Here is a 22,484-nt window from a genome sequence, read left to right on the forward strand (position 1 = left end):
AGCCGTATGCGCGACACGGGTGAGTATCTCTTTACCTCGGAGTCGGTGTCCGAAGGCCATCCGGACAAGGTGGCGGACCGGATCAGCGACACCGTGCTGGACGCATTCCTGGCCGCCGACCCCTACGCCCGCGTCGCCTGCGAGACGCTGGTGACCACCAACCGCGTGGTGCTGGCCGGGGAGACCCGCGGGCCGGAGACGGTGACGGCGGACCAGCTGATCCATCTGACGCGCATGGCGATCCGCGACATCGGCTATGAGCAGGACGGCTTCCACTGGCAGAATGCCGATGTCGCCTGCCACCTGCACAGCCAGTCCAGCGACATCGCCCAGGGCGTCGACAGCGCCGGCAACAAGGATGAAGGCGCCGGCGACCAGGGCATCATGTTCGGCTATGCCTGCCGCGAGACCGAAACGCTGATGCCGGCCCCGCTGTACTACGCGCATGAAATCCTGCGCACGATCCGGGACCTGCGAAAGGCCGGCGACCGGTCGGTGAAGGGTCTGCTGCCGGACGCCAAGAGCCAGGTGACGCTACGCTATGTCGACGGCAGGCCGGTGCAGGCAACCTCGGTCGTCGTGTCCACCCAGCACGAGGCTGGGATGGAGCAGGCCGAGATCAAGCGCCTGCTGTGGCCGCTGGTGGAGACCACCCTGCCGAAGGGCTGGATGTGTCCCGAGGCCGAGTTCCACGTGAACCCGACCGGCCAGTTCGTGATCGGCGGCCCCGATGGCGATTGCGGCCTGACCGGCCGTAAGATCATCGTCGACACCTATGGCGGCGCGGCCCCGCATGGCGGCGGCGCCTTCAGCGGCAAGGATCCCACGAAGGTCGACCGCTCCGCCGCCTATGCCTGCCGTTACCTTGCAAAGAACGTCGTCGCCTCGGGCCTGGCAGACCGCTGTACCCTGCAGATCAGCTACGCCATCGGCGTGTCCCGCCCGCTATCGGTCTATGTGGACCTGCACGGCACCGGCAAGGACGTCGACGAAGCGAAGCTGGAGAAGGTGCTGCGCGAGGTTATGAACCTGTCGCCGCGTGGCATCCGCGAGCACCTGAAGATGAACCGGCCGATCTATTCTCCCACCTCGGCCTATGGCCATTTCGGCCGCGAGCCGGATGAAGGCAAGGGCACCTTCACGTGGGAGAAGACCGACCTGGTGCCGGCGCTGAAGTCCGCCTTCAGGCGCTAACTACCGATGACGGCGGAGGACGACGCGGCGCCCGCGATTCGCGTGAAACCTCCGCCGGACCGGCTGTATGGCCGCAGCCGTGGCCATAAGCTGCGGCCACGGCAGGAAATCCTGCTGAACGTGACGCTGCCTCGGCTGGAATTCCGTCCCAATGCCTATCGGGACAGACCCCTGCCCTCGCCCTTGTGGGTCGAGATCGGCTTCGGTGGTGGCGAGCACGCCATAGCCCAGGCGCGTGCGCATATCGACGCGACGCTGATCGCCTGTGAGGTGTTCGAGAACGGCATCTGTTCCCTGCTGTCCGCCCTGGTCCCGGAGGGACAGGAGACTACGGCGGCCTTGCCGCCCAATCTGCGCGTCTGGACCGACGACGCCAGGACGCTGCTGCGCGACCTGCCCGACGCCTGCCTGGACAAGCTGTTCCTGCTGTTCCCTGATCCCTGGCCGAAGACCCGGCACGCCAAGCGCCGGTTCGTCCATCCGGCGCAACTGCCGCTGCTGGCCCGTGTCATGAAAGCAGGCGCCGAGTGGCGAATCGCCTCCGACGATCCGACCTATCAGGTATGGGTGCACGACGTCATGACGGCACAAACGCTGTTTCGCGGTGGTCCTCCGGCCACGAAGCGGCCCGAGGGCTGGCCACCGACCCGCTATGAGGCCAAGGCGCTGCGAGCCGGTCGTCAGCCGTTGTACTGGTCCTTCATCCGCGTCTGACCGGACCAGATATTCTTTCACATTCCCGCCTGATCCACCCTTGCACCCACCGGGTCGGGTGGCTATACCCGCGCCTCACCGGTTCGGGGCCGTAGCTCAGTTGGGAGAGCGCCTGAATGGCATTCAGGAGGTCAGGGGTTCGATTCCCCTCGGCTCCACCATCGGTTTTGCGATGGTCATATCCTGAACCGGTTGCCACTCCAGCCTTGATGACCTGACCACCGCCCGTGAGGCGGGACGTATCGTGATCGGATGCGGCGCATCGAAAGGCACTTTTCAACGACATCCCGCGCGGCTCGCCAGACCCGATGGCTGCAGCGCTGGCAATCGCGGTCCAGGCCGGGTCTACACCGTCTGCAATTGCGGAGCCGCGGTGGGCACCGGATTGAGCCGGCACAGCAGCACGGGCCGCATCGACGCCGGTTCCGGCCGTTGGGCGAAGCGTACCTGGCGCAGTGCCAGCGACTGGAAGTAACGGTCCAGGGCCGATACTTTCGGACGGCCGAAATGATCCAGATAGCTGGTAATCATCGTGTCGGCGTATTCCGGCAGCCCCTCGTAGTTCTTCGTATAGACGATGCTGCGGATTGCCAGGTTCTCCAGCCGGCCACGCTGCTGGCGGATCTTGCGGTGGAACTGGCGCTTGATGTCGCTCCAGCGGAAGGGCGACAGCTCCGGAATCTCGTACGTCGCGTCAGAGCTGCCGCCGATGCGCTGTGTCTTCCATTCGACGTTGATCGGATCCAGGTCATGCATCGCCATCGACCCGATCAACCCATCCCCGTAGTACAGCCCGATCGGGATGCGCAGCTTCCGCGCAGTGAACCGGTCCAGGAAATCCGCCCGCAATGCGTGCAGCTGGCCATGCAGGTGGCCGCCCCAGGACAAGGTGGGCCGCGTGTTGCGGGCCATGGTGCGGCCGTTCGCCGCCACGCCTGTGGCCGCGACGATATCCGGCCGGGTGGCCAGGCAGGTCTCCAGCGCCGCCAGCGCGGTCGGGCTGATCTTCGCGTAGGCGTCGATGAAGAAATAATACCGAGCCGGCTCACGCAAGTCGTAGAAGAAGCGGTTGATGGCGTTGGCCTTGTCGCCGAAACCGATCGTATAGACAGCCAACGCGACCCCCCGCCGCTCGGCGGCCTGCAAGGCCACCACGGCGCTGTCATCGGTCGAACCGTTGACGATCAACGTGATCAGGACGCGCCGGCCGCCGATCGCGTCAGCGATACCGCCGATGCAGCGCGCGATCGCGGCCTGCTCATTGCGGCAGAACACGGCCACGTTCCAGTCCCACATGCCTGCACGCCCCCTGTGTTCCAAAACGGCGCGTATATGGCACAGGTCGCGGCGTCACTTCACGCGGAATGCGGTGCCGCCTCGTATTCGGCCACCAGCCAGTCCGCCGGTTCCGCGGCCGCGTCGCGATACCAGTCCTCGACCAGCGGATGCGCGCGGACGGCGGCGCAATAGGCCTGGGTTTCGGCCGTCAATACCGGCTTCCAGCCCAGGAACCGGGCCACCACCGGGGCAAACATCACATCCGCCATGCCGAAGGTCGCGCCGAACAGGTACGGACCGCCGGCGCCAAAGCGCGCCCTGGTATCGGCCCACAGAGCCTCGATCCGCGCGATGTCCTCCAGCGCCTCTGGTGTGCGTCCCAGGCCGGAGAAGTCCCGGCCCAGGTTCATCCACATCGCGCTCCGCAAGGCGCGGAAGCCCGCATGCATTTCCGACGCGATCGCCCGCGCATGGGCGCGCGCAACGCGATCCTCCGGCCACAGCCCGCCGCCGAACTCCGCGCAATATTCGCAGATCGCCAGAGACTCCCAGACGCGGGCGCCCCGATGTTCCAGATACGGCACCAGACGGTTGGGCGAGGTCTCCTGGATTACCTTGGTCGGGCCGGGGCGGGTGAACCGCAGCACCGTCACCTCGACATCGAGATTGGCGAGCTTCACCGGCAGCCAGCCACGCAGCGACCAGGAGGAATAGCGTCGCTGGCCGATATACAGCGTGCCGTCAGCCACGCCCGCCTCCGTTCCACACCGGAGCCTGATCCGCCCGCGTGTAGTCGATCGCGCAGTAGCCGCCACCGACGAACCGCTCCTGCACCGGATCGCCGCTGACCTTGCCGGCTAGTTGTCCGGCGAAGGGATCGGCGCTGTCCAACGGGGTCCAACCGATCACCGCCCGCGCATCGTCGCGCCACCACGTCATGCGCGTGTTGGCGGAGGCACCCCAGATCACGATGTGGCCAACCTTCGGTGCCAGCACCGCGCGCTCCATCATGCGGATGAAATCCGGCAGCGACAGCCAGCTCGCCAGCATGCGGGCATCGACCGGTTCCTCTCGGGCGGAGCCGATGCGGACATTGACGCTCTCCACCCCATGCTTGAACCAGTACATCCGGCCCATCAGCTCGCCATACGCCTTCGACAGACCGTAATAGCCGTCCGGCAGAAACTGGGTTTCGGCCGGGGTGCTGATGTCACGTTCATGGAAGCCGACCGAGTGGTTCGATGAGGCGAAGATCACCCGCGCCGCTTCCCGCCGAGCGGCCTCGTAGATGTGATACAGGCCGCGGATGTTGGGGCCGATAACCTCCTCGAACGGCCGCTCCACCGACACGCCGCCCAGATGGATGATGGCGCCGCAGCCTTCCGCCAGGCGCAGAATGGTCACTCCGTCTTCCAGGTCGGCCTGGACGAAACGGCTGCCAGTGGGGACCTCGTCGGGGAACGGCTTGATATCCGTCAGGACCATCCGCCAGCCCAGCGTGCCCAAAGCCGCGCTCAGCGCCCGGCCAAGGGCACCGGAGGCTCCCGTCACCAGGACCGGTTTGGCTGGTGTGTCAGTCATGGCATGCTTCTCCCATCGGATTGCCTGTCGAATCGGAAACATCATGCGCGGAATCGATGAACTCTCCCAGGCCCTGGATAGCGGCCATGTCACCAGCCGGGCATTGGTGGAGGACAGCCTGGCGCGCATCGCCGATCCGTCTGGCGAGGGCGCCCGGACCTTCATCAAGGTCCACGCGGAGCCGGCCCGCGCCGCGGCGGATGCCATGGACGTGCTGCGCAAGGCCGGACGCGCACCCAGCCGCTATGCCGGTATTCCGATCGTGCTGAAAGACCTGTTCGACATCGCGGGCGAGCCGACCCCGGCCGGATCCCGCGTCCTGGCTAACGCCCCGGACGCCAAATCCGACGCGCCGGTCGTCGCGCGCATGCTACGGGCCGGCTTCATTTCCATGGGCCGGGTGAACATGACCGAGTTCGCCTTTTCCGGCCTGGGCATCAACCCGCATTACGGCACCCCGACCAGCCCTTGGGACAGGGCATCCGGGCGGATTCCCGGCGGCAGCTCCTCGGGCACCGCGGTGGCGGTGGCGGACGGAATGGCGGCGGCCGGGCTGGGCACCGATACCGGCGGATCCTGCCGCATTCCGGCGGCATTCTGCGGTGTGGTCGGCTACAAGCCCACCGCGCGGCGGATTCCGATCGACGGAGTGCTGCCGCTGGCGCCGTCGCTTGATTCGGTCGGACCGCTGGCGCCGACCGTTGCCTGCTGCGCGGCGATCGACTCGCTGCTGGCGGGCGCCGACGTGCCGGTATCCGTCGTTCCGGCGACGCTCAGCGGCGCGCGTCTCGCGGTGCCGTCGACGGTGGTGCTGGAGGGTATGGACGCAACCGTCACTGCCGGCTTCGATCGCGCCTTGTCCCGCTTGTCCGCCGCCGGCGCCAGAATCGACCATGTGCGGTTCGCGGCATTCGATGAGGTGCCCTCGGTCAACGCCAGGGGTGGCTTCGCGGCGTCCGAGGCCTATGCCTGGCATCGCCGCCTGCTGGCCACGCAGGGGGGACAGTATGACCCGCGCATCCGCATCCGCATCGCGCGTGGCGAGCACATGAGCGCGGCCGACTATGTCGACCTGGTGCATGCCCGCCGGCGCCTGATCGCCGCGTTCGATGCCGAAACGGCACCATATGACGCGGTGCTGATGCCGACCGTGCCAATCATTGCGCCGACCATTGCGGAACTGGACGATGAGCGCCACTATAACAGCATCAACATGCTGATCCTGCGCAACACGGCATTGGGGAATTTCTTCGACCGGTGCTCGATTTCGGTCCCCTGTCACCGGCCGGGCGAGGCGCCGGTCGGGCTGATGCTGGTCGGCGACACGATGGGAGATTCGCGCCTGTTCGCCATCGCCGCGGCGGTGGAGGCGACGGTCAGGGTCGCGTGACGACCGCCGTGCCGCGGGCAGGCGGTTTTCAGTGCGATCCGGTCATGGCGGGCGCCGGCTGGCCTGCCACGCCGCGGCAATGCGAAAGTCCCGGCAGAACCCTGTGGTTTTTCGGATTGTCGCTGCGGCATCCTGTACACCGAGGTCGAACGCCCGATCAGACCGGCCGGTCCCCGCACACCGTCACCCGGTAGCCGAACCGCTTCTGCGGGTCGTAGTCCCACATCGCCTGCCGCGCCGTTGCGCTGTTGTCCCAGAATGCCACCGATCCCGCTTCCCACTTGAACCGACAGTGAAACCGAGCCTGCTCGGCATGGCGGAACGAACTGAGCAAGGCCGAGCCAACGCGCCATGCCAAGATCGCCATGCCAAGATCGCCGCCGATACCGCAGCGATCGAAGCGCTGTTCGTCGATCTTTTCCTGGATGCCTATGACGAACCGCCGGAGCAGATCAGCCTCGACCTCGACGCCACCGATGATCCGCTGCACGGACATCAAGGGGGCCGCTTCTTCCACGGCTATTACGATCGCTACTGCTATCTGCCGCTTTACATCTTCTGCGGGCGCCACCTGCTGGCCGCCAAGCTGCGTCCGGCCAATCTCGATGCTTGTGCCGGCGCGCTGGAGGAGGTGATCCGCCTCACCGACCAGATCCGCGCCCGCTGGCCGAGGACACGGATCATCCGGCGCGCTGACAGCGGCTTCTGCTGTGTTGATGCTACGTCGTCGTTGCGATGGCGCCAGTCAACGGCGTGAGCCGCGCAGCGCGCCCAGGCTTCGTGACAGCAGGCCGATCAGTTGCCCCTGGCTGCGCGTGTCGGTCTTCGCCAGCACGTGCTTGACCTGCACGCGAACCGTTTCCTGGCTGACCCGGCGCGCGTCGGCGATGTCCTCGATACGGCCGCCGTCGAACAGGCGGACGGCCACATCAGCCTCGGTGCGCGACAGCCCGAACTGGCCCATCAGCCAGTCGGGCGCTGAGGGCTGGGCCTGTCCGGGATCCGAGATGAACAGCAGAACCATTCCGTCCGAGGAATACGCGACGCCGATCGCGCCGCGGGCTGGTGTCACCAGGATGCCGATGACGCCACCCGATGGCTTCGGCAGCCGCAGGACCGCCGGGGGCGCCACCTCAGCAGATCGTGTCCGGACCCCGGCGATTGCGCGCGAGAGGTCCGCGGCGTTCGTCGACGTCACCGCGGTCAGCCTGCCGGCGACCAGCCGCAGCGGGCAGCCCGGCGTGTCGAGCAGGGCCTTGGCGGCCGCATTGAACTCAATGACGATGCCTTGCCTGTCCAACAGGATCACGGCCATCCGGAAATGGTCGAGCGCTACGGAGAGGCCGCCGGCGACGGCGTTGGCCCTGGCGATCTGGCGCTGAAGTTGCAGCGCGCGGCGCACATGCGGGGAGACCTGCCGAAGCAGGGTGACGGCGGCGGCGGAGAAGTTCTCCGCCCGGAGGCCTCGATGGGCGCTCAGGACGCCATGGCGGGCGGCTCCGTTGAACGGCAGGACGGCGGCGCCGTAACCGAGGCCCATGGGCCGGTAGAAATCGTTGAATATTTCGCTCTTCCTGATCTCCTCGAACGCCATCATGGGGCGCCTTCGCGGATAACGTGCCGAACCGCGATCTGCGCGTGACCAAAGGACACGCTTTCCTGTTCGACGGCGTGCTGATTCCGATCGAATTCCTTGTAAACCACAGGACGATTCTTTGGGACGACCGCGCTCAGGAGGTCGAGCTTTATCACGTCGAGCTCGACACCCATGATGTCCTGCTCGCCAACGGCGCGCCCGCGGAAAGCTATCGCGACGACGGCAACCGCTGGCTGTTCCAGAACGCCAACTCAGGATGGCATCTACCGTCTAAGCCGCCCTGCTTGCCAGTGCTGACGGGAGGCCCCGTTGTCGACGCCGTCTGGCGGCGCCTGCTCGACAGAGCCGATCCACGCCCAAGATTGCCCCTGACGGACGATCCCGATCTGCATCTGCTGGTCGACGGAATCCGCGTGAACGGGGCGCGCGCCGGAGATCGGACGGTATTCCGGCTGCCGCAAGAGGCGACAATGGTACTGCTGTGCTCGCGTGCGGCGGCACCGGCGGCACCGGCGGAATTGGGACTGACGCGCGATCCGAGGAATCTCGGGGTCGCGGTGCGGCGGATTGAGCTTTGGAGAGGACGGCACCTGACCGTCATCGAGGCTGACGATCCACGGCTTATCGAAGGCTTCCACGGCTTCGAACCGGAATGTGGGCACCGCTGGACCAACGGCGCCGCAATGCTGCCGGTTGGCGCATTCGGCGATTTCAGCGGCGGCGCAGAACTCGTCATTCGCTGCCAGGGCAGTACGAGTTACCTCGCCGAACCGGCCCGTGATGCGGCGGCTTGAGAATCTCAGCATGCCAGCATCGCTCAGTGTAGCTCAAGCTACCAGCCCGACACTGGCTATCAGGTCGGATCTACCTACGCGGCCAATGTAGTGCACGCGTCGAGAGCGGCGAATGCGCGGGTTTAAATCGTCCGGCCATGCGCTGAATTGAGCCAATCTCATCGGCCCTTTGGGAGCAATGAAGACAATCGTGACTTCCACTCCCGGAAGTGCCGTGCTGCCCACCCTCGCTCTGCGCGACCCAGTGCCCGGCGCGGTCACATGCGCGCACAGCGACCTGCCGCGGCCCGAGACCTCGTCTATGTGGTGCCGCGCCGCGTGAAGCGGCACTGCCATCACGGACGAACACGGAGGCAGCCGCTTCGGGAAAGCGCCTAGGTAAATTGTCCGACCATAAAAGGTATATTTTTAATATTGCTTTTCGGCCGCGGTAGGCCTAAGCTGCATTCGTGATACATCTTAGGTGCAGCCATGAAGCTCGCCTTGAAAGTCTTCTTTCTTCCCGGAAACCTGGTCGCCGACCTTCTTGGCGCAACAGAATCTGACGACCGGGCGATGATCCGGACCTTGATCGACATGCTGTTCTGGAATGCCGTGATCGTGATCGGCGCCGTGGTCATCTTCCTTTGACGCGTCCCATGACGAGGTCACGGTTACGACGATCAAGGCTCTGATGGATGGCATTTACGAGCGCATTCGACGGGACCGGGCGTTCGGGCCGATTTCTGCCGATATGTCGGCCAGGATGCCTGGCCACCCGTGCGGCTTCCGAGGTGCTGACCAGTGGCCGCTACAAGCGGCGACCCAGTCAATGTCGCCGTTGCTGTCATACCTGTGGCTCCTTGTGCCATCCGCCAGCAGAATTCACATGACGGCACGTCAAATGAGGCGGTGGGTAATGTATTCGGCAACCGTGATAGGGTTGCGGGCATGAGCTTCCGACGCGAGCCACCGTATTCAGGCAGGGGTGCCCGAGCTCTCTAGAAATTTGAATTCTTTGAGAAAATTTGGCGGACCCGGCGCGACTCGAACGCACGACCTTCGCCTTCGGAGCAATTTAACCTGCCCTTCGATGCTTTTCGATTGACTTCGCTCCTATGCGCTATCTTGCTGTAATCGCTAAGAAAATTGAAATTGTGCCTCGTCCGGCGTACTCTCGGACACTCTCCGACTTGCGTCCGGCTGCTTACGTGGTGCTTACGCGAGAATTGGAGTTTGGACGGGAGGGTTCCCATGGCTAAGCTCACAAAGCGCCTCGTCGACGCTGCCGAGCCTCGCGAGAAAGACTACGTCATCTGGGATGATGAGCTACCAGGTTTTGGGCTGCGCGTCTTCGCTTCCGGCAAGCGCAGCTATGTCCTTCAATACCGGGCATCGGGGCGCTCGCGCCGCTACACCATCGGCTTGCATGGCGTCTGGACCGCCGAGAGTGCGCGACAAGAGGCGAAGGTTCAGTTGGGCCGTGTTGCCCAGGGCGACAACCCTGCGGAGGAACGCCAGCTCGATCACAAGGCGATCACCGTCAAGGAGCTCTGCACGCTTTACATCAACGACCTGAACGCGGGCCTCATCCTTGGCAAAGGCGGGCGGCCGAAGAAGCCGACAACCGTCGTTACGGACACCGGACGCATCGAGCGGCACATCATCCCGCTGCTGGGCACGCGCCGCGTGAAGGACCTAACCAAGGCCGACATCAATAAAGTCCTGAAGGACATCATGGCCGGCAAGACGCGAGTGTCGGTCAAGACAAAGAAGCTGCGTGGCAAGGCCATCGTCCGCGGCGGTGCCGGAACGGCGACACGCACGGTTGGGCTCCTTGGCGGCATTCTCACCTACGCCGTCGAGGCCGGTATCATATCGATCAATCCTGCCCATGGCCTGCGGAAGCCGAAGGACAACGTCCGCACCCGCCGGCTCACCGAAGCGGAGTACCGGACGCTGGGCGAGATGCTGCGCACCGCCGAGAAGGAAGAGAAGTACGCGACTACGGTCAAGATCATTCGTCAGATCGCACTGACCGGCTGCCGGCGTAGCGAGATGATCGGCCTGATGTGGATCGAAGCGGATACTGATGGGAGCTGCCTACGGCTGATCGACAGCAAAGAGGGAACGTCGGTCCGTCCTGTCGGCCTCCCCGTTGTCGAGTTCCTCGAAGCACGTCGGAAGACAGCCTCTGGCTCATATGTCTTCCCTGGCTACGGCGACGACAATGCGTTCGGCAGTTTCCCGAACCATTGGGAGCAGATCTTCAAGAGCTCGCCGCTCTCGGACGTCACGCCCCACGTCTTGCGACATAGCTTTGCGAGCGTCGCCAACGATCTCGGGTTCACGGAGGTTACGATCGCGGCGCTGGTCGGCCACGCCAAGGGCTCCGTCACCAGTAAATACATCCACTCGCTTGATACGGCTCTGATTATGGCCGCAGATACAATCGCCGGCTATATTCAGGGCCTTCTTGACGGGAAAGAATTCAAGCAGACCGCATACGCACTCGATCGTGTTTCCCGAAAAACCGCCTTGGCTCGCTTCCTTCGCAAAGCAGCCGGCGACGAAGATCGGGAGGACGACGAGGAACAGCGCCTAGCAGCCTGATGCGAAGCTACGTGAGGCGGGACCATCGCCTGTAAAACGGATTTATTGGGGGAAGCATTATGGCGCTGATCCGTGTTCTTGAGATCGAGAATTTCCGTGCGATCCGAAAACTGCGATGGCTGCCTAGCGCGGGCATGAACTGCCTGATCGGGCCCGGTGACACTGGCAAATCCACGATCCTCGATGCCATCGACCTATGTCTTGGTGCGCGGCGGTCGCTGTCCTTCACCGACGCAGACTTCCATGGTGTCAATTTCGATCAACCGATCCGTATCGGCTTGACCCTCGGCGACCTGGACGACGATCTCAAAAACCTCGACATGTATGGGGACTTCCTGGTCGGCTTCAATGCGGCGACCGGCATTGTCGAAGAGGAGCCTGGCACCGGATTGGAGACTGCTCTCACCCTGCAGCTCACCGTTCGAGGCGACCTCGAGCCAGAATGGACGCTCGTATCACCGCGCGCGAGCGCGGCAGGGCGTACGCGCAACCTCAACTGGGCCGATCGTGTTCGCGTGGCCCCGGCTAGGCTTGGCGTCACGGGGGACACTCATTTGACGTGGCGGCGGGGCTCAGTGCTCAGCAAGCTGACAGGCGGAAAGGCGGACGCATCCAACGAGCTGACACGGCTGGCGCGCGAATTGCGAGACTCCTTCGACCAGAAAGAACTCAAAGAGCTAGAGGAGTCGCTGAAGCTCGTTACGACCGCGGCAGGCGAGATGGGCGTGCCGGTTGGCACGACGGTACAGGCCCTTATCGATGCAGGGTCGCTTAGCTTCACCGGAGGCACGATCTCCCTCCACGATGAAGAGGGAGTTCCGCTGAGGTCTCTCGGTCTGGGATCGTCGCGGTTGCTGATAGCTGCCTTGCAACGCAAGGCCGCGGAAAAGGCAACGACCTTCCTGATCGACGAGCTGGAGTATGGATTGGAGCCACACCGCATCATCCGACTACTGGGAGCCCTAGGCGCAAAGGACGAGGCGCCCCCATTGCAAGTCTTTGCGACGAGCCACTCCCCGACAGCCGTCACTGAGTTGAGCGCACATCAGCTTCATATCGTTCGCAAGACGGGCGACCAGCATATCGTCAGTCGCGCAAGCGGTGCCGGCGATGTACAGGGCACGATCCGCGCACACGCCCATGCCTTGCTTGCCTCCTCCATTGTGGTGTGTGAGGGCGGAAGTGAAATTGGTTTAATGCGTGGTCTGGATCAGCATTTCACCGCGATCGGTGAAAGGCCGCTGGCAGCATGCGGTGCAACTTTAGTCAATGGCAACGGCGATGAGACGTTCACCCGCGCGATCGCCTTGCAATCTCTTGGCTACAGAATGGCCATCCTGAGAGACAGCGACAAACCCGCTCCGGCTTCAGCCGAAGCCGCCTTTACCGCGAGTGGTGGCAGCGTGTTCGCCTGGGGCGGCGGGCGAGCGCTCGAACAGGAATTGTTCAACGCGCTGCCGACCGGTCCGGTGAGCGAACTTCTCGAACTAGCTATCGAGGCAAAGGACCGCTCCTTGATCGAGGCGCATATCAAGACGATCTCCAAAGGCGCAACCACGCTTCATGATCTGGAAACCGAGGCTTTGATCGGCGGCCTCGGAGTCGATAGTCGCACTCTCCTCGGGAACGCGGCAGCACGCTTTGGTTGGTTGAAGACCATCACTACGATGGAAACGGCGGGGCGGACTATTGTCGGACCAGCATACGACGACGCAGATGACAGCCTCACAGCCGTCATCGATGGCGTCCTCGACTGGGTGGCAGATGGCGGCCGCTGAAATCGACCTCCGCACGATAAGTCGCGGGTTGGTGATAGCGCCAGCCGGCTGCGGCAAGACCCAGCTCATCAGCGATGCTCTCGCGCGGCATGACAGGTCGAAACCCATTTTAGTGCTGACACACACTAACGCGGGCGTCGCCGCGCTAAGAGGTCGCCTGGAAAAGGCCGGGGTGAAGCCGAGCACTTACCGCGCCACAACGCTGGACGGCTTCGCGATCAGGCTGATTTCGACGTTTCCGCAGCGAGCGGGGCACGACCCGCGAATCGTAACGGGTGCTCGGCCGAATTACGAAGCCATTCGGGACGCGGCAGCGCGGCTCGTTGCCGCCGGGCATCTTCACGACATTCTCTCCGCCAGTTTCGGACACCTGTTTGTAGATGAGTACCAGGATTGTTCGATCCGCCAGCACGCCCTTGTAACCTGGTTGGCTCAGAGTCTTCCCACGGCCATCGTCGGGGACCCGTTTCAGTCTATCTTTGGATTCGGCGCCGACCCGTTGGCAAATTGGCAGACGGACGTGCAACCCTTTTTCCCCATAGTCGGAGAGCTCGCGATCCCTTGGCGATGGAACAACGCAGGCGCACATGATCTGGGCAAGTGGTTGTTGTCGATACGGCCCCACCTCGCGGCAGGTAAACCGATCGACCTTCGAACAGCGCCCGGCGGTCTCCAGTGGATTCAGCTCGATGGCCGGCAGGACGATGCGCTGCGGCGGGCGGCCGCCGCGGTCGACGCGCCGGGCGACACCAGGGTCTTGATCATCGGCGACAGCACAGACCCTCGCGGACAGCGCCGTTTCGCGCGACAAGTCGAGGGAGCGGTAACGGTCGAGGCCGTCGATCTGCGGGATCTCACCGACTTTGGCACCGCCCTCGACCTCGCGAGTCCGGATGCACTATCCGTCGTGGCCGATTTTGCAGAGAACCTGATGAGCGCCTTTTCAGCCGACGAACTCGTGCGGTCGGTTGCGGCATTTCGCGCCGGCAAACTTGGGCGGCCCCTTTCCGAGATAGAGAACACGGCTGCGAGATTCGAGGCATCGCGGTCGCTTACAGATGTCGCGGATCTCCTCGTCGCCATCAACCGCGCAGGCGGGGTTCGCTGCTACCGTCCTGCAGTACTGGCTGCAGCCCAGCGGGCTCTGCAACTTGCCGCTTCGCCCGGAGGGCCATCGTTCCGAGACGCGACCGTGACGATACGCGAACAATCTCGACTCATCGGCCGGCCACTCGCCAAGCGCTCTGTCGGAAGCACCCTGCTCCTCAAAGGTCTCGAGGCCGACATCTCGGTCATCCTCAATGCAGGAGCACTCAACGCACGCAATCTCTACGTCGCAATGACGCGGGGGTCGCGCAGCGTCCTGGTCTGCTCGTCCTCACCGATTCTCAATCCACCTTGGTGAGGCGCTACTTAGGATCGACCCAGGACACCCGCGCCGCCGACATGTACACGATAGCGCCCCGTTCGGCATTTGTGACGCGCAGATAATCACGCAGCTGCGCTACATGCAGGCCGTGCGCCTTTGCGGAGGGATTCACATCTGACTTCCAGTCGACGACGAGTGCAATGCGGTCTCCGTCGATCGCGGCCGCGTCCACGCGGCCGGCAAGGTAGTGGGGCGGATTTGCCGCCCAGAGCGGCGTTTCGGGGACGAGTTGGGCGAGAAAAGGCGCGAGTTCAGGCAGAGCCAATGTGCGCAAAGCGGTCTCCGCCATCTCATGCGCGTCGGGTCCTCCGCCATCCCCCGCGTCGCTGACGTTCGGTTGCAGCTGAGCAACTAGCTCCGCCGCGCGGTGCGCGGCTTGCTCGCGGGACGGTCCAAGCTCCCCAGTGAGGAGCTCCTCCATAAGCTTGTGCAGGACTGTACCGCGCAGCGCGCCTGCTCCATCAATCTCTCGCAGCGCATGCGGCGCGTCGTCAACGACGAACACATCGACATTTTCAGGAGCACGATCCGGATCGCTTTCGCTCGGACGGTGCCAGATGATTGGCGGTGAAGCGCCGGCCAATCTCTCACGTTCGGCACTAAATACCGCCTCCGTCTGCTCATTCGCGGTCGACTGCGCAGCAATCAGAACGGGTTCAGGCAACAAGTCGGCTTGGACCTCTGAGAGTTGCTTTTGCCCAAGATCCATCACCCGCGACCATGAGCGTGAGGCGGCGCCCGGTAGGTGTGGGATCACAAGCAGGTCCCGCGCACGCGTCGTCGCGACGTACCAAAGCCGCTCGCGCTGCCGCGCCTCTCGAAACTCCTCCTCTTCACGGGCGGCTGCAAGTGCAGGAGGTTCGATGCCCCCGACAATCCAGTGAATTGTGTCGTCGGATTGCCTGTAAACAAACTGGTCTTGAGGCTTAAAGCGTGTCGATGAGTTCACCGTGATGACTACTGGCCACTCCAGGCCCTTCGCGCTATGCATGGTGACGATCTCGACCGAATCCTCGGATGCGTCTACCCTTCCTTCCGGATGTCGGCGCTTGCTTCGCCATCCGCGTTGAAGATCAAGCGCAAACGCGCGGAGGCCGGCGACATCGTAGGGCCTGGCAAGTTCCACGATCGCATCAAGGTTCGCAAGGGCGCGTGCGTTCCGCTGGCCGTGCCGCGCTGCCATGATCACTCGTAAGTTGAGGCGCTCAATTGCGAAGGCGACAAGCTGCATGGGAGTAAGTTCGGCGGCTAGGCGGTGAAGCGCCTGCAGTTTCACCAATACGTCCCGTGCAAGGGTATTGCTCACCTGATCCGGCGGCGTTCGCAGCTGAAAACGTCGGCGGCCGTCCTGGTCGGGAGAAAGCGCCGCCGTGATATCAAGAAGGTCTTCGTCGCGCAGACCGACAACCGGACCTCGCATCAGCGCGCCGAAGGCCAGGGTGTCCAGTGGGTCCGCGATGGCACGAACAAGAACAAGGAGGTCCTGAAGCTCTTGGCGCCGAAACAGCGCGTGGCCTGCCTGAGACGCCACCGCGATGCTCTGCACCTCAAGGGCACGCTCGTACCGCCACAGGTCAGCGTGCGTCGGCGCAAGCAAAGCGATGTCACCGGCGCGCAAGTACCGCTCCGTCCCATCCGGCCGGCAAATCTTCATCGCACCGATCAAGCGTGCGCACAGCGCGGCAACGGCGAAGGCTTCCGCTTCGCGCTGTTCTTCAGCGTTCGCGTCACGTGAAACGTCGATCGTCAGCTTCGCGGCCGCGGGAAACGAAAGCGGCGGTGGTTCTAGCGTCGCAACGAGTGGTACGAATCCAGGCTGTCCCGGCTTCTCGAGGACGTCTTGGAACACTGTGTTGACGTGCGTGATAATCTGCGGCCGGGACCTGAAATTGGCGGTGACCGCAAGGAGGCATCCGTTGTCGGCCTTCGCAATAACGGATTTCGCGAGCGCGTAGGACTCCACGTCAGCGCCGCGAAATCGGTAGATCGCTTGTTTGGGATCACCAACCAGGAATAGCGCGCCGGGGCGCAAGAATGCGCCGCTCCAATGCTTGGGCTGTGAACTCGACGCTATGCAGAATACGATTTCCGCCTGTACGGGATCGGTGTCCTGAAATTCATCGACCAGCAGGTACGCGTATCGTTCGGCGAGCCAAGCGCGAATGTCGGAATTCTCACAGATCAGCGCTCGCGCCTGCCGTAGCAAGTCATCAAAGTCGAGGACGGCCGCTTCGCGCTTGCGCCGATCGTAAGCTTCGATCACGCCGGTTAAATGCGCAGCCAGTTCATGCACGAGGCGTTGCGCAATGGAGCCGATCAGCGTCCGGTAAGCGGCTTGAACCTTTTCGTAGTGTTGGGCCGCTTCCTGTCCCCGACGCCGCCCAGCCGTTTCGCCGAGCGCCTGTCTCCAAAATCGCATCCTGTCGTAAGGGAGCAAGTCGATACTCTTCTTCCGCATCATGCTGATGCGCGGCACCTGGGTCAGGCGCCACAGCGCAGAAAAGCCGGCGTTCGCATGATCACCTTCGAAGAAGACCGAAAGGCGCTCGAGATCCGCGATGAGATCGGCTGTCCACGAGTCTCCGGGTCCCGAGGCATGCCAGCGCGAAAATTCAGTGACGGCGTGAGCGAAGGTGCGGTCCGGCCGAGTCGACAAATCAGGTGTTGGCACGGTTGCACTGCGATGCTTTCGTCGAATGTCGGCAAGCTCGCGAATCCGCTCAACGACGCCCAGTGGATCGTCTTTTGCAAGAACACCGACCGGACCGTCGTGTTCGTCATCGCTTGCCAGCCGTTCCTTCAGCCAAGCTGCCAGCACTTCATCAAAGAGGGCGTCGGCAATCGTTTCGTCCACCACGCGGGAACCAGGGTCAAGGCCGGCGTCGATGCCGTGAGAACGAAGGATTCCCTGGCAAAAACCATGGATCGTCGTTGCCGTGATGTCTCCAATGTAGGGGGCTGCCGCATCGAGGCGTCCGCGCGCAGCTTCCTCCAGCGGCAGCGAGACAATTCCGGACAGCGCGGGCGGCAGCCCTCCATGTCGGAGCTCGTCGATGGTCCAGCGTATTCGCGCCTCGAGCTCGCTCGCCGCAGGTTCGGTGAAGGTGATGGCGGCAATCTTTGCCGGATCAATTCCGGCCGCGATCATCATCGCCACGCGAGCGGCCATCAACGATGTCTTCCCGGTGCCAGCCGCAGCCTCGACCAGCATGTTCGATTTGAAATCGGTGAGTGCGCGCCTGCGGGAGTCGAGATCGGGCACACTCATGGGCTGCTCCAGAGCTTGTCGAGCGCTGCGTTCGCTTGGGCGAATGAACGACGCTTCACCCGACGGTACGCATCCGCGTCCGCTGGCAGAGCAATAGAAAGTGGATCGAAGAATACCGGCACCGGTCCCGGCGCGGTCTCCCCACTGCGCTGCAGGCGAGCGCCCGCCGCGGTGAATGAGACGGCTTGGTCAATAGCCTTCTCAAGCTCCTCGTTTGCGAGGCTTCGCCTGCGCGCGGGATCGTGCTGAAGATACGTCAGCTGCGAGCTGACGGTCCGAACCCCAGGAAGAAGGTATCGCACTGCGAGGGCGTAGAAGACACGTTGGAGTTCAGCGCCACGATCGAACACGACTGGCTTTTTTCGCTCAGGCATCGCCCCAACTTTGTAGTCGGTGATGACCGCCGCCCCGCGCGCGGCGTCCTCGTCAAGGCGGTCAATTCGTCCTCGGAAGAAAACGCCGCTCTCCCCAATTGGCACAGGCGCGAGAGTGGTCCATGGGTGAGGCTCATCTCGAGGCTCGCCGAACGATAGCTCCGTCCAGCTCACGCCCCGCGATTCACCCAGCGCGTCCCTAAGACCTCGCCACGCTCGCTCGCGGGCCATTGCCACCGTATGCTCCCAGAGAAGACCTGGTGGCACTGCCCTGGTGATCGGCCACGCACCAGCAAGGCGGGCCGCCTCTCGATCTAAGGCAATGCCGATTTCGTCCGCATTTCGGTGAACGGTGTCGCGCAACACACCCGCAATGAGAGCATGGACGAGTTCGCCAAACGCGCGATGGTCAAGCGCGAAGGGCTGGGCGTCGAGACCCGGCTCGCGCCAATGAAGCGCGTATTCCCAGACGAAACCTAAAGGATCGCACAGAAGGCGATGAAGGGACGTCGTGGATTGAACTTCAGCGAGGGCATCAACGATAAGCGGGTGGTCGGCGCGGACTCGCCCGTCGTGCGCTGTGTGTTGCTCCTCGTGCCACCATGCGCGCCAGCAGGCGCGACTCGCGCGCACCTGACGGTCTTTTCCTGCGTCGGCAGGACGGGCATAGAGACGATCGCTCTCACTGAATGCGTGTGAGGGTATGGCGCTACGTCCCACAACGCGCTCCCGGTCCTTCGGCCACAATGTACTCGCCGCCTGCAGGGAGCCTGTCGCGTTCCGGTACGCGCGCGAAAGTGTATAACTGTCCGAGTGCCCGACGATGATGTCATGCATCAATCGGTCACCTTCGTGTGCTTTCGCAGAGGGAAGCCGGAGCTGGCCCAGGAGGTGTTGCGGCAGCAGTGGATTCTCGCTCGAACGTCTCGGCCATGCGTTCGCATCGAGGCCGATGAGGCGAACATACGCGCGTGGCGCTGCCGCCACATGATGGGCGGGTCCCCACACGATGGCGTTTCCTGGTTCGCGGCCGTCAGAAACGCGCAGCGCCTGCAGCGAAAGCTCAATGGCTGGAGGGGGCGCCATACGCAACGCATCGCGCCACAATATGAGTGCAGTTCCCTTCAAGAGACGGCGCCCGACGTCGCCGGCACCCGCGATGCCGTGGGCCAAGTCATCTAGAACCGGCAACAGTACCCTTTCCGCAAGATCGCCGTCTGCTCGCTCGCTCCGTGCCTGCTCGAGAGCGTGCCGCCAAAGCCGTTGGCTTGTCAGTGCAGCGCTCCGCTGCAAGCCTTTGGCCCAGTCACTGGGCAAGCTCTCCTTAACCGGACTACGTGGCAGCCGGGCAAGTAAGAGCCTCACGCGCTCTTGCGATAGCCCACGTAATAGAATGTCCGCGAGTGCCGCACACGCTTGCCCTTCGCGGGTCGCCAGCGCCGGGATACCGTGCGTGAAGTGAATGGGAAGCTCTGCTTCTCGCGAGAGAACCAGAAATGCATCGTCCCACGCTACTGGCGAAGCGGCGGAAATGGCGATCTCGTGGGGTGAGGCTTTTCCGGCCGTCACAAGCGCCCGTGCCCAGCGCAGTGCCTCTCTGACCTCGCTTCGCGGATCGGCGCAGAGATCAGCGGACATAAGCGATCCTGCCCCTGAAAGGCGCGTCTCAATCTCTCCGGCGAACCAAGCGCGATGACTGTGTTGTGATCCAATCCATCGGACTGGCACGACATCGCAGAGTTTCTGTACGAGCGGACGCCAAACGTCTTTGATATCGGGAACGTCTTGAATGGTGACCGCCCCGATCAACTTCGGGGCGAAGGAAAGGCGCTCCAGCGCCGCTTCTACGAGATCGGGAGGTGACAGCATCCCGGCCGGCAGCGCGCCTCGCACGCGGCGCTCAAGCAACGCGAAATCTCTGAGGCGAGCATTGTCAGGCAGCAAGGCGGGCCTCTCCATGTCCCACCAGTCCCGGAGGGCGGATAAAACCGCCACGGGCATCCCCGGCAATTGGGACACCTTGTCAATGTCCTCGTATCCGCCGGCCTCCAGGGCCTGCCGTATGGCCGGGTACATCGCTTCTCGCGTCGCCGGTGCAATGAAGCCTCCCGCGAGCCGTGCGGCGAGAAGAGGGAGCGTCAGGACCTGGCGACCGAAGACTTGGGCACATGCGGCATCGAGACGTCGCATTCGCAACGCCAAGGGACCATCAACAACGACCGTATGGATGTGCATATGCCATCTACTCGCAACTTATCCGGCCCCAGTTGTTTGCATGGGCTCTTGACCGCGGGAAGCACGCTTCTCTCCTAGTGCGACAAGGCCCTCGCAAATTACTCTGCCGGGGACCGCCGCTCTGCCCCTGTTTGCGTCGACTCGGGCCAAACACCAGTCAACTCGGCGTCCCGTGCTCCGCCTCTGACGAAAGCCGCGCAGAAATCTACTGCTTCCGCCACCGTCAGGCGTCCCGGTCCTTTCAAGCTGCATTCCCAAACGATCAACACGCGCCAGCCTGCCTCGCGCAACGCCGCTATCGTCCGGAAATCACGATCGCGGTTGCCGGAGATTTTGGCCGACCAGAACTCGGCCCGCGTACTGGGCAACTTGAATAGCGGGCAGTTATGTCCGTGCCAGAAACAGCCATGCACAAAGATCGCTGCACGGTGCCGTGGAAAGACCATGTCAGGTCGCCCCGGCAGGCCAGAAGCGTGCAACCTGAAACGAAGACCGGCCGCATGAAGCTGGCGACGCAGCAGCATTTCCGGCTTTGTATCGCGCCCCCGGATGCGGCTCATGTTGTGCTGGCGCTGTTCAGGCGTGAGGACGTCCATATCAGGAAATCCTCATTGTTGCGTCGGCGACCACCAGCCTGAGCGTGGCCGCGATCTCTGCGGCTGTCATTCCCGGGCGCAGGGTGACGGCGCCAAACCGGAAGCCGGATCGGTAGCTCGGGTGAAACAGCCGTCCCGGCAGTGGCGTATCGCGGTAACTAGATCCGAGCGCCGGCACATGCGGCGTCAACAGATAAGCAGCGGTGACGATGCCTTTCGTTTGACCGGAATCTGCCTCCTGCACTAATGCATCGCGGTAAGTATGGATCGAACTGAGCGCATCGTTAAGCCCTTCGTCGATCCGATATTTTGCATCCAGCACGATGAGCCGGCTGTCATCCTGACCTGCTGACTCGTGACTGGCTACGACATCGGGAGTCATCGCACGGCTGTAAGAGCCCCGACGCTCTGGCTCGATCCAGAACTCACGATACTGCTTCTGAAAACACAGCTTCCACCCTGAGCCAACCGGAACTGTGACTGCCCCAGCTGCGAGAGTCACGCCGCCGGCTGCGTCGCTGATGAACAAGTCCCGCACATCAAGTCCGGCCGGACCGAACTCCTCCGCCCCAGCCCTGACGAGACGTAGGAAGCACCACAATTCGTACAGTTCGAAAGTGCGGGCCAGAGGCAGGTTCAGAAACTCGCCGAATACCGCGGCGATGCCCAGATTCATGTCCTGCCAAACTCGGTAGAAGCGGCGGTATGAGGGATCGTTGCGGAACAGCGCAGAGAGCACGAGGCGCGCCGGCGCATTCCCGGCCTCGGCAAAAGGAGCCGCCGCACAAAGATTGCTTATGCGGCGCGACAAACGGCGGCAGCGCTGTGCCCACGCGGCCGCTCCCTGACGCAGGTCGGCATCCCCTTCACGCCGGCTTCGCTCGAGCAGTTCCGCAGCGGCGCCCAACCAGGCGACCCACGACCGCAAGCACGCGGCCATCTGACGGTGCTCTGGCAGATCGAGAGAGCTCAGGCGCTGGCGCACGCGGATGCGCTCCGGCAGAAAGCCTTTGAGTGGTGCCGGAAGGCGCGAGGGCTTCACGCTCTCCTGTAGAATTCTTCCAGAGCGGAAGGACCGGAGCACTTCGGGCCCGGTCGCGCGGCTCGCGCGGTGATAGGGAAGGATCGCTTCGTCGGCGACCAGTATGCGACGGGGGCTGCGCACAATGGCAGCAACAACAGCTTCCAGCTCGTCCACCCTTGAACGCAGGAACTCCAGACGCGCGATCGCCGGCGGCCGACCACCCGTGCCACGGGCGACAGCTTTGCGGAAGCTGCTGAGGGAGAACAGGGCGAAAGTGTCGTCAAGAATCTCACGCACCATCGCGTCGAAATCGTCACGGGTGAGCTTTCGCTGGTCCGGATCGGTGACGAGCTCGAAGCGGCGCGGTGCCTGCCCGGACAGGCGCAGTTCCGCCTCAACGGCTCCGGCGTGGAAACCCGGCGACCAGCGCCATCGCGCTGTATCCGACGACTGCGTCCGCAGAGCTTCCAGTGGAACATCATCTATCAGAAGCTCGGCCGTGGCCGCATCGGTGCTGTTATGCAGCTCGAAGAGATAGCTCCCCGTCTCATGTACGATACCCGGTGCGACCGTCTCCGGCTCTGGCCACACCCTCCATGCCTCGCCCGTCGTTTCGCTGCGCATGAGCAAGGCGGCCATC

16 protein-coding genes, 1 tRNA gene and 2 pseudogenes are annotated in these 22,484 nt (G+C 63.5%); 10 read left to right on the forward strand and 9 right to left on the reverse strand.

Annotation, left to right across the window (positions count from 1 at the left end; genetic code table 11):
• Positions 1-6 precede the first annotated feature (6 nt).
• The 3 genes from metK to VHC04_RS01405 all read left to right on the forward strand — a co-directional run bounded on the left by metK (position 7) and on the right by VHC04_RS01405 (position 2,069).
• Positions 7-1,194: a methionine adenosyltransferase gene (gene metK, locus VHC04_RS01395; RefSeq protein ID WP_325677171.1), complete on the forward strand. Its 1,188-nt coding sequence runs from the start codon at positions 7-9 to the stop codon at positions 1,192-1,194.
• 6 nt (positions 1,195-1,200) lie between these two features.
• Complete coding sequence (trmB, locus tag VHC04_RS01400; protein ID WP_325677173.1) at positions 1,201-1,908, forward strand: tRNA (guanine(46)-N(7))-methyltransferase TrmB; 708 nt, start codon at positions 1,201-1,203, stop codon at positions 1,906-1,908.
• Between the two features lie 85 nt (positions 1,909-1,993).
• Positions 1,994-2,069: transfer RNA gene (locus tag VHC04_RS01405), tRNA-Ala, on the forward strand.
• Between the two features lie 184 nt (positions 2,070-2,253).
• On the opposite strand, the gene VHC04_RS01410 is transcribed toward VHC04_RS01405, so the two are convergent.
• From VHC04_RS01410 to VHC04_RS01420, 3 genes are read right to left on the reverse strand one after another with little or no spacing between them, the layout of a single operon-like run.
• Complete coding sequence (locus tag VHC04_RS01410; protein ID WP_325677175.1) at positions 2,254-3,204, reverse strand: glycosyltransferase family A protein; 951 nt, start codon at positions 3,202-3,204, stop codon at positions 2,254-2,256.
• A 59-nt stretch (positions 3,205-3,263) separates the two neighbouring features.
• Positions 3,264-3,935, reverse strand: coding sequence for a glutathione S-transferase (locus VHC04_RS01415; RefSeq protein WP_325677177.1), 672 nt, complete (start codon positions 3,933-3,935; stop codon positions 3,264-3,266).
• On the reverse strand, positions 3,928-4,767 hold the full coding sequence (locus tag VHC04_RS01420; protein WP_325677179.1) for an NAD-dependent epimerase/dehydratase family protein: 840 nt from the start codon (positions 4,765-4,767) through the stop codon (positions 3,928-3,930). The genes VHC04_RS01415 and VHC04_RS01420 overlap by 8 nt, the downstream gene beginning before the upstream one ends.
• 43 nt (positions 4,768-4,810) lie before the next feature.
• Between VHC04_RS01420 and VHC04_RS01425 the strand changes: the two genes are divergently transcribed.
• Positions 4,811-6,157 (forward strand): amidase, encoded by a 1,347-nt coding sequence (locus tag VHC04_RS01425; protein WP_325677181.1) that lies wholly within the window; start codon positions 4,811-4,813, stop codon positions 6,155-6,157.
• A gap of 157 nt (positions 6,158-6,314) precedes the next feature.
• Here the strand turns inward: VHC04_RS01425 and VHC04_RS01430 are convergent, their stop codons facing one another.
• Positions 6,315-6,422 (reverse strand): hypothetical protein, encoded by a 108-nt coding sequence (locus VHC04_RS01430; RefSeq protein ID WP_325677183.1) that lies wholly within the window; start codon positions 6,420-6,422, stop codon positions 6,315-6,317.
• A gap of 57 nt (positions 6,423-6,479) precedes the next feature.
• Between VHC04_RS01430 and VHC04_RS01435 the strand changes: the two are divergent.
• A pseudogene (locus tag VHC04_RS01435) lies at positions 6,480-6,863 on the forward strand (transposase); the annotation flags it as partial.
• A 39-nt stretch (positions 6,864-6,902) separates the two neighbouring features.
• Here VHC04_RS01435 and VHC04_RS01440 read toward each other — a convergent pair.
• Entirely contained in the window at positions 6,903-7,754 is an 852-nt protein-coding gene (locus VHC04_RS01440) for a helix-turn-helix transcriptional regulator (RefSeq protein WP_325677185.1), read from the reverse strand.
• Between the two features lie 14 nt (positions 7,755-7,768).
• Between VHC04_RS01440 and VHC04_RS01445 the strand changes: the two are divergent.
• The 5 genes and pseudogenes from VHC04_RS01445 to VHC04_RS01465 form a co-directional block, all read left to right on the forward strand.
• Positions 7,769-8,548: pseudogene (locus VHC04_RS01445) on the forward strand (Hint domain-containing protein); the annotation flags it as partial.
• 471 nt (positions 8,549-9,019) lie between these two features.
• Positions 9,020-9,178 carry a hypothetical protein gene (locus tag VHC04_RS01450; protein ID WP_325677187.1) on the forward strand — a complete coding sequence of 53 codons (159 nt, stop codon included), beginning with the start codon at positions 9,020-9,022 and terminating at the stop codon, positions 9,176-9,178.
• Between the two features lie 603 nt (positions 9,179-9,781).
• Positions 9,782-11,140, forward strand: a complete 1,359-nt coding sequence (locus tag VHC04_RS01455; protein WP_325677189.1) for a tyrosine-type recombinase/integrase — start codon at positions 9,782-9,784, stop codon at positions 11,138-11,140.
• Between the two features lie 59 nt (positions 11,141-11,199).
• Positions 11,200-12,918 carry an ATP-dependent nuclease gene (locus VHC04_RS01460; protein ID WP_325677191.1) on the forward strand — a complete coding sequence of 573 codons (1,719 nt, stop codon included), beginning with the start codon at positions 11,200-11,202 and terminating at the stop codon, positions 12,916-12,918.
• On the forward strand, positions 12,905-14,323 hold the full coding sequence (locus tag VHC04_RS01465) for a UvrD-helicase domain-containing protein (protein ID WP_325677193.1): 1,419 nt from the start codon (positions 12,905-12,907) through the stop codon (positions 14,321-14,323). Before VHC04_RS01460 ends, VHC04_RS01465 begins: the two co-directional genes overlap by 14 nt.
• Before the next feature lie 4 nt (positions 14,324-14,327).
• On the opposite strand, the gene VHC04_RS01470 is transcribed toward VHC04_RS01465, so the two are convergent.
• The 4 genes from VHC04_RS01470 to VHC04_RS01485 all read right to left on the reverse strand — a co-directional run bounded on the left by VHC04_RS01470 (position 14,328) and on the right by VHC04_RS01485 (position 22,483).
• Positions 14,328-17,615 (reverse strand): UvrD-helicase domain-containing protein, encoded by a 3,288-nt coding sequence (locus VHC04_RS01470; protein WP_325677195.1) that lies wholly within the window; start codon positions 17,613-17,615, stop codon positions 14,328-14,330.
• On the reverse strand, positions 17,612-20,224 hold the full coding sequence (locus VHC04_RS01475; RefSeq protein ID WP_325677197.1) for a PD-(D/E)XK nuclease family protein: 2,613 nt from the start codon (positions 20,222-20,224) through the stop codon (positions 17,612-17,614). Before VHC04_RS01475 ends, VHC04_RS01470 begins: the two co-directional genes overlap by 4 nt.
• 98 nt (positions 20,225-20,322) lie before the next feature.
• The gene (locus VHC04_RS01480; protein WP_325677199.1) at positions 20,323-20,820 is read right to left on the reverse strand and encodes a very short patch repair endonuclease; all 498 of its coding nucleotides are present in this window, start codon (positions 20,818-20,820) and stop codon (positions 20,323-20,325) included.
• 1 nt (position 20,821) lies between these two features.
• Positions 20,822-22,483, reverse strand: a complete 1,662-nt coding sequence (locus tag VHC04_RS01485) for a DUF2357 domain-containing protein (protein WP_325677201.1) — start codon at positions 22,481-22,483, stop codon at positions 20,822-20,824.
• Between the last annotated feature and the right edge of the window lies 1 nt (position 22,484).

It is taken from the genome of Rhodopila sp. (assembly GCF_035548095.1).
Classification (GTDB): domain Bacteria; phylum Pseudomonadota; class Alphaproteobacteria; order Acetobacterales; family Acetobacteraceae; genus Rhodopila.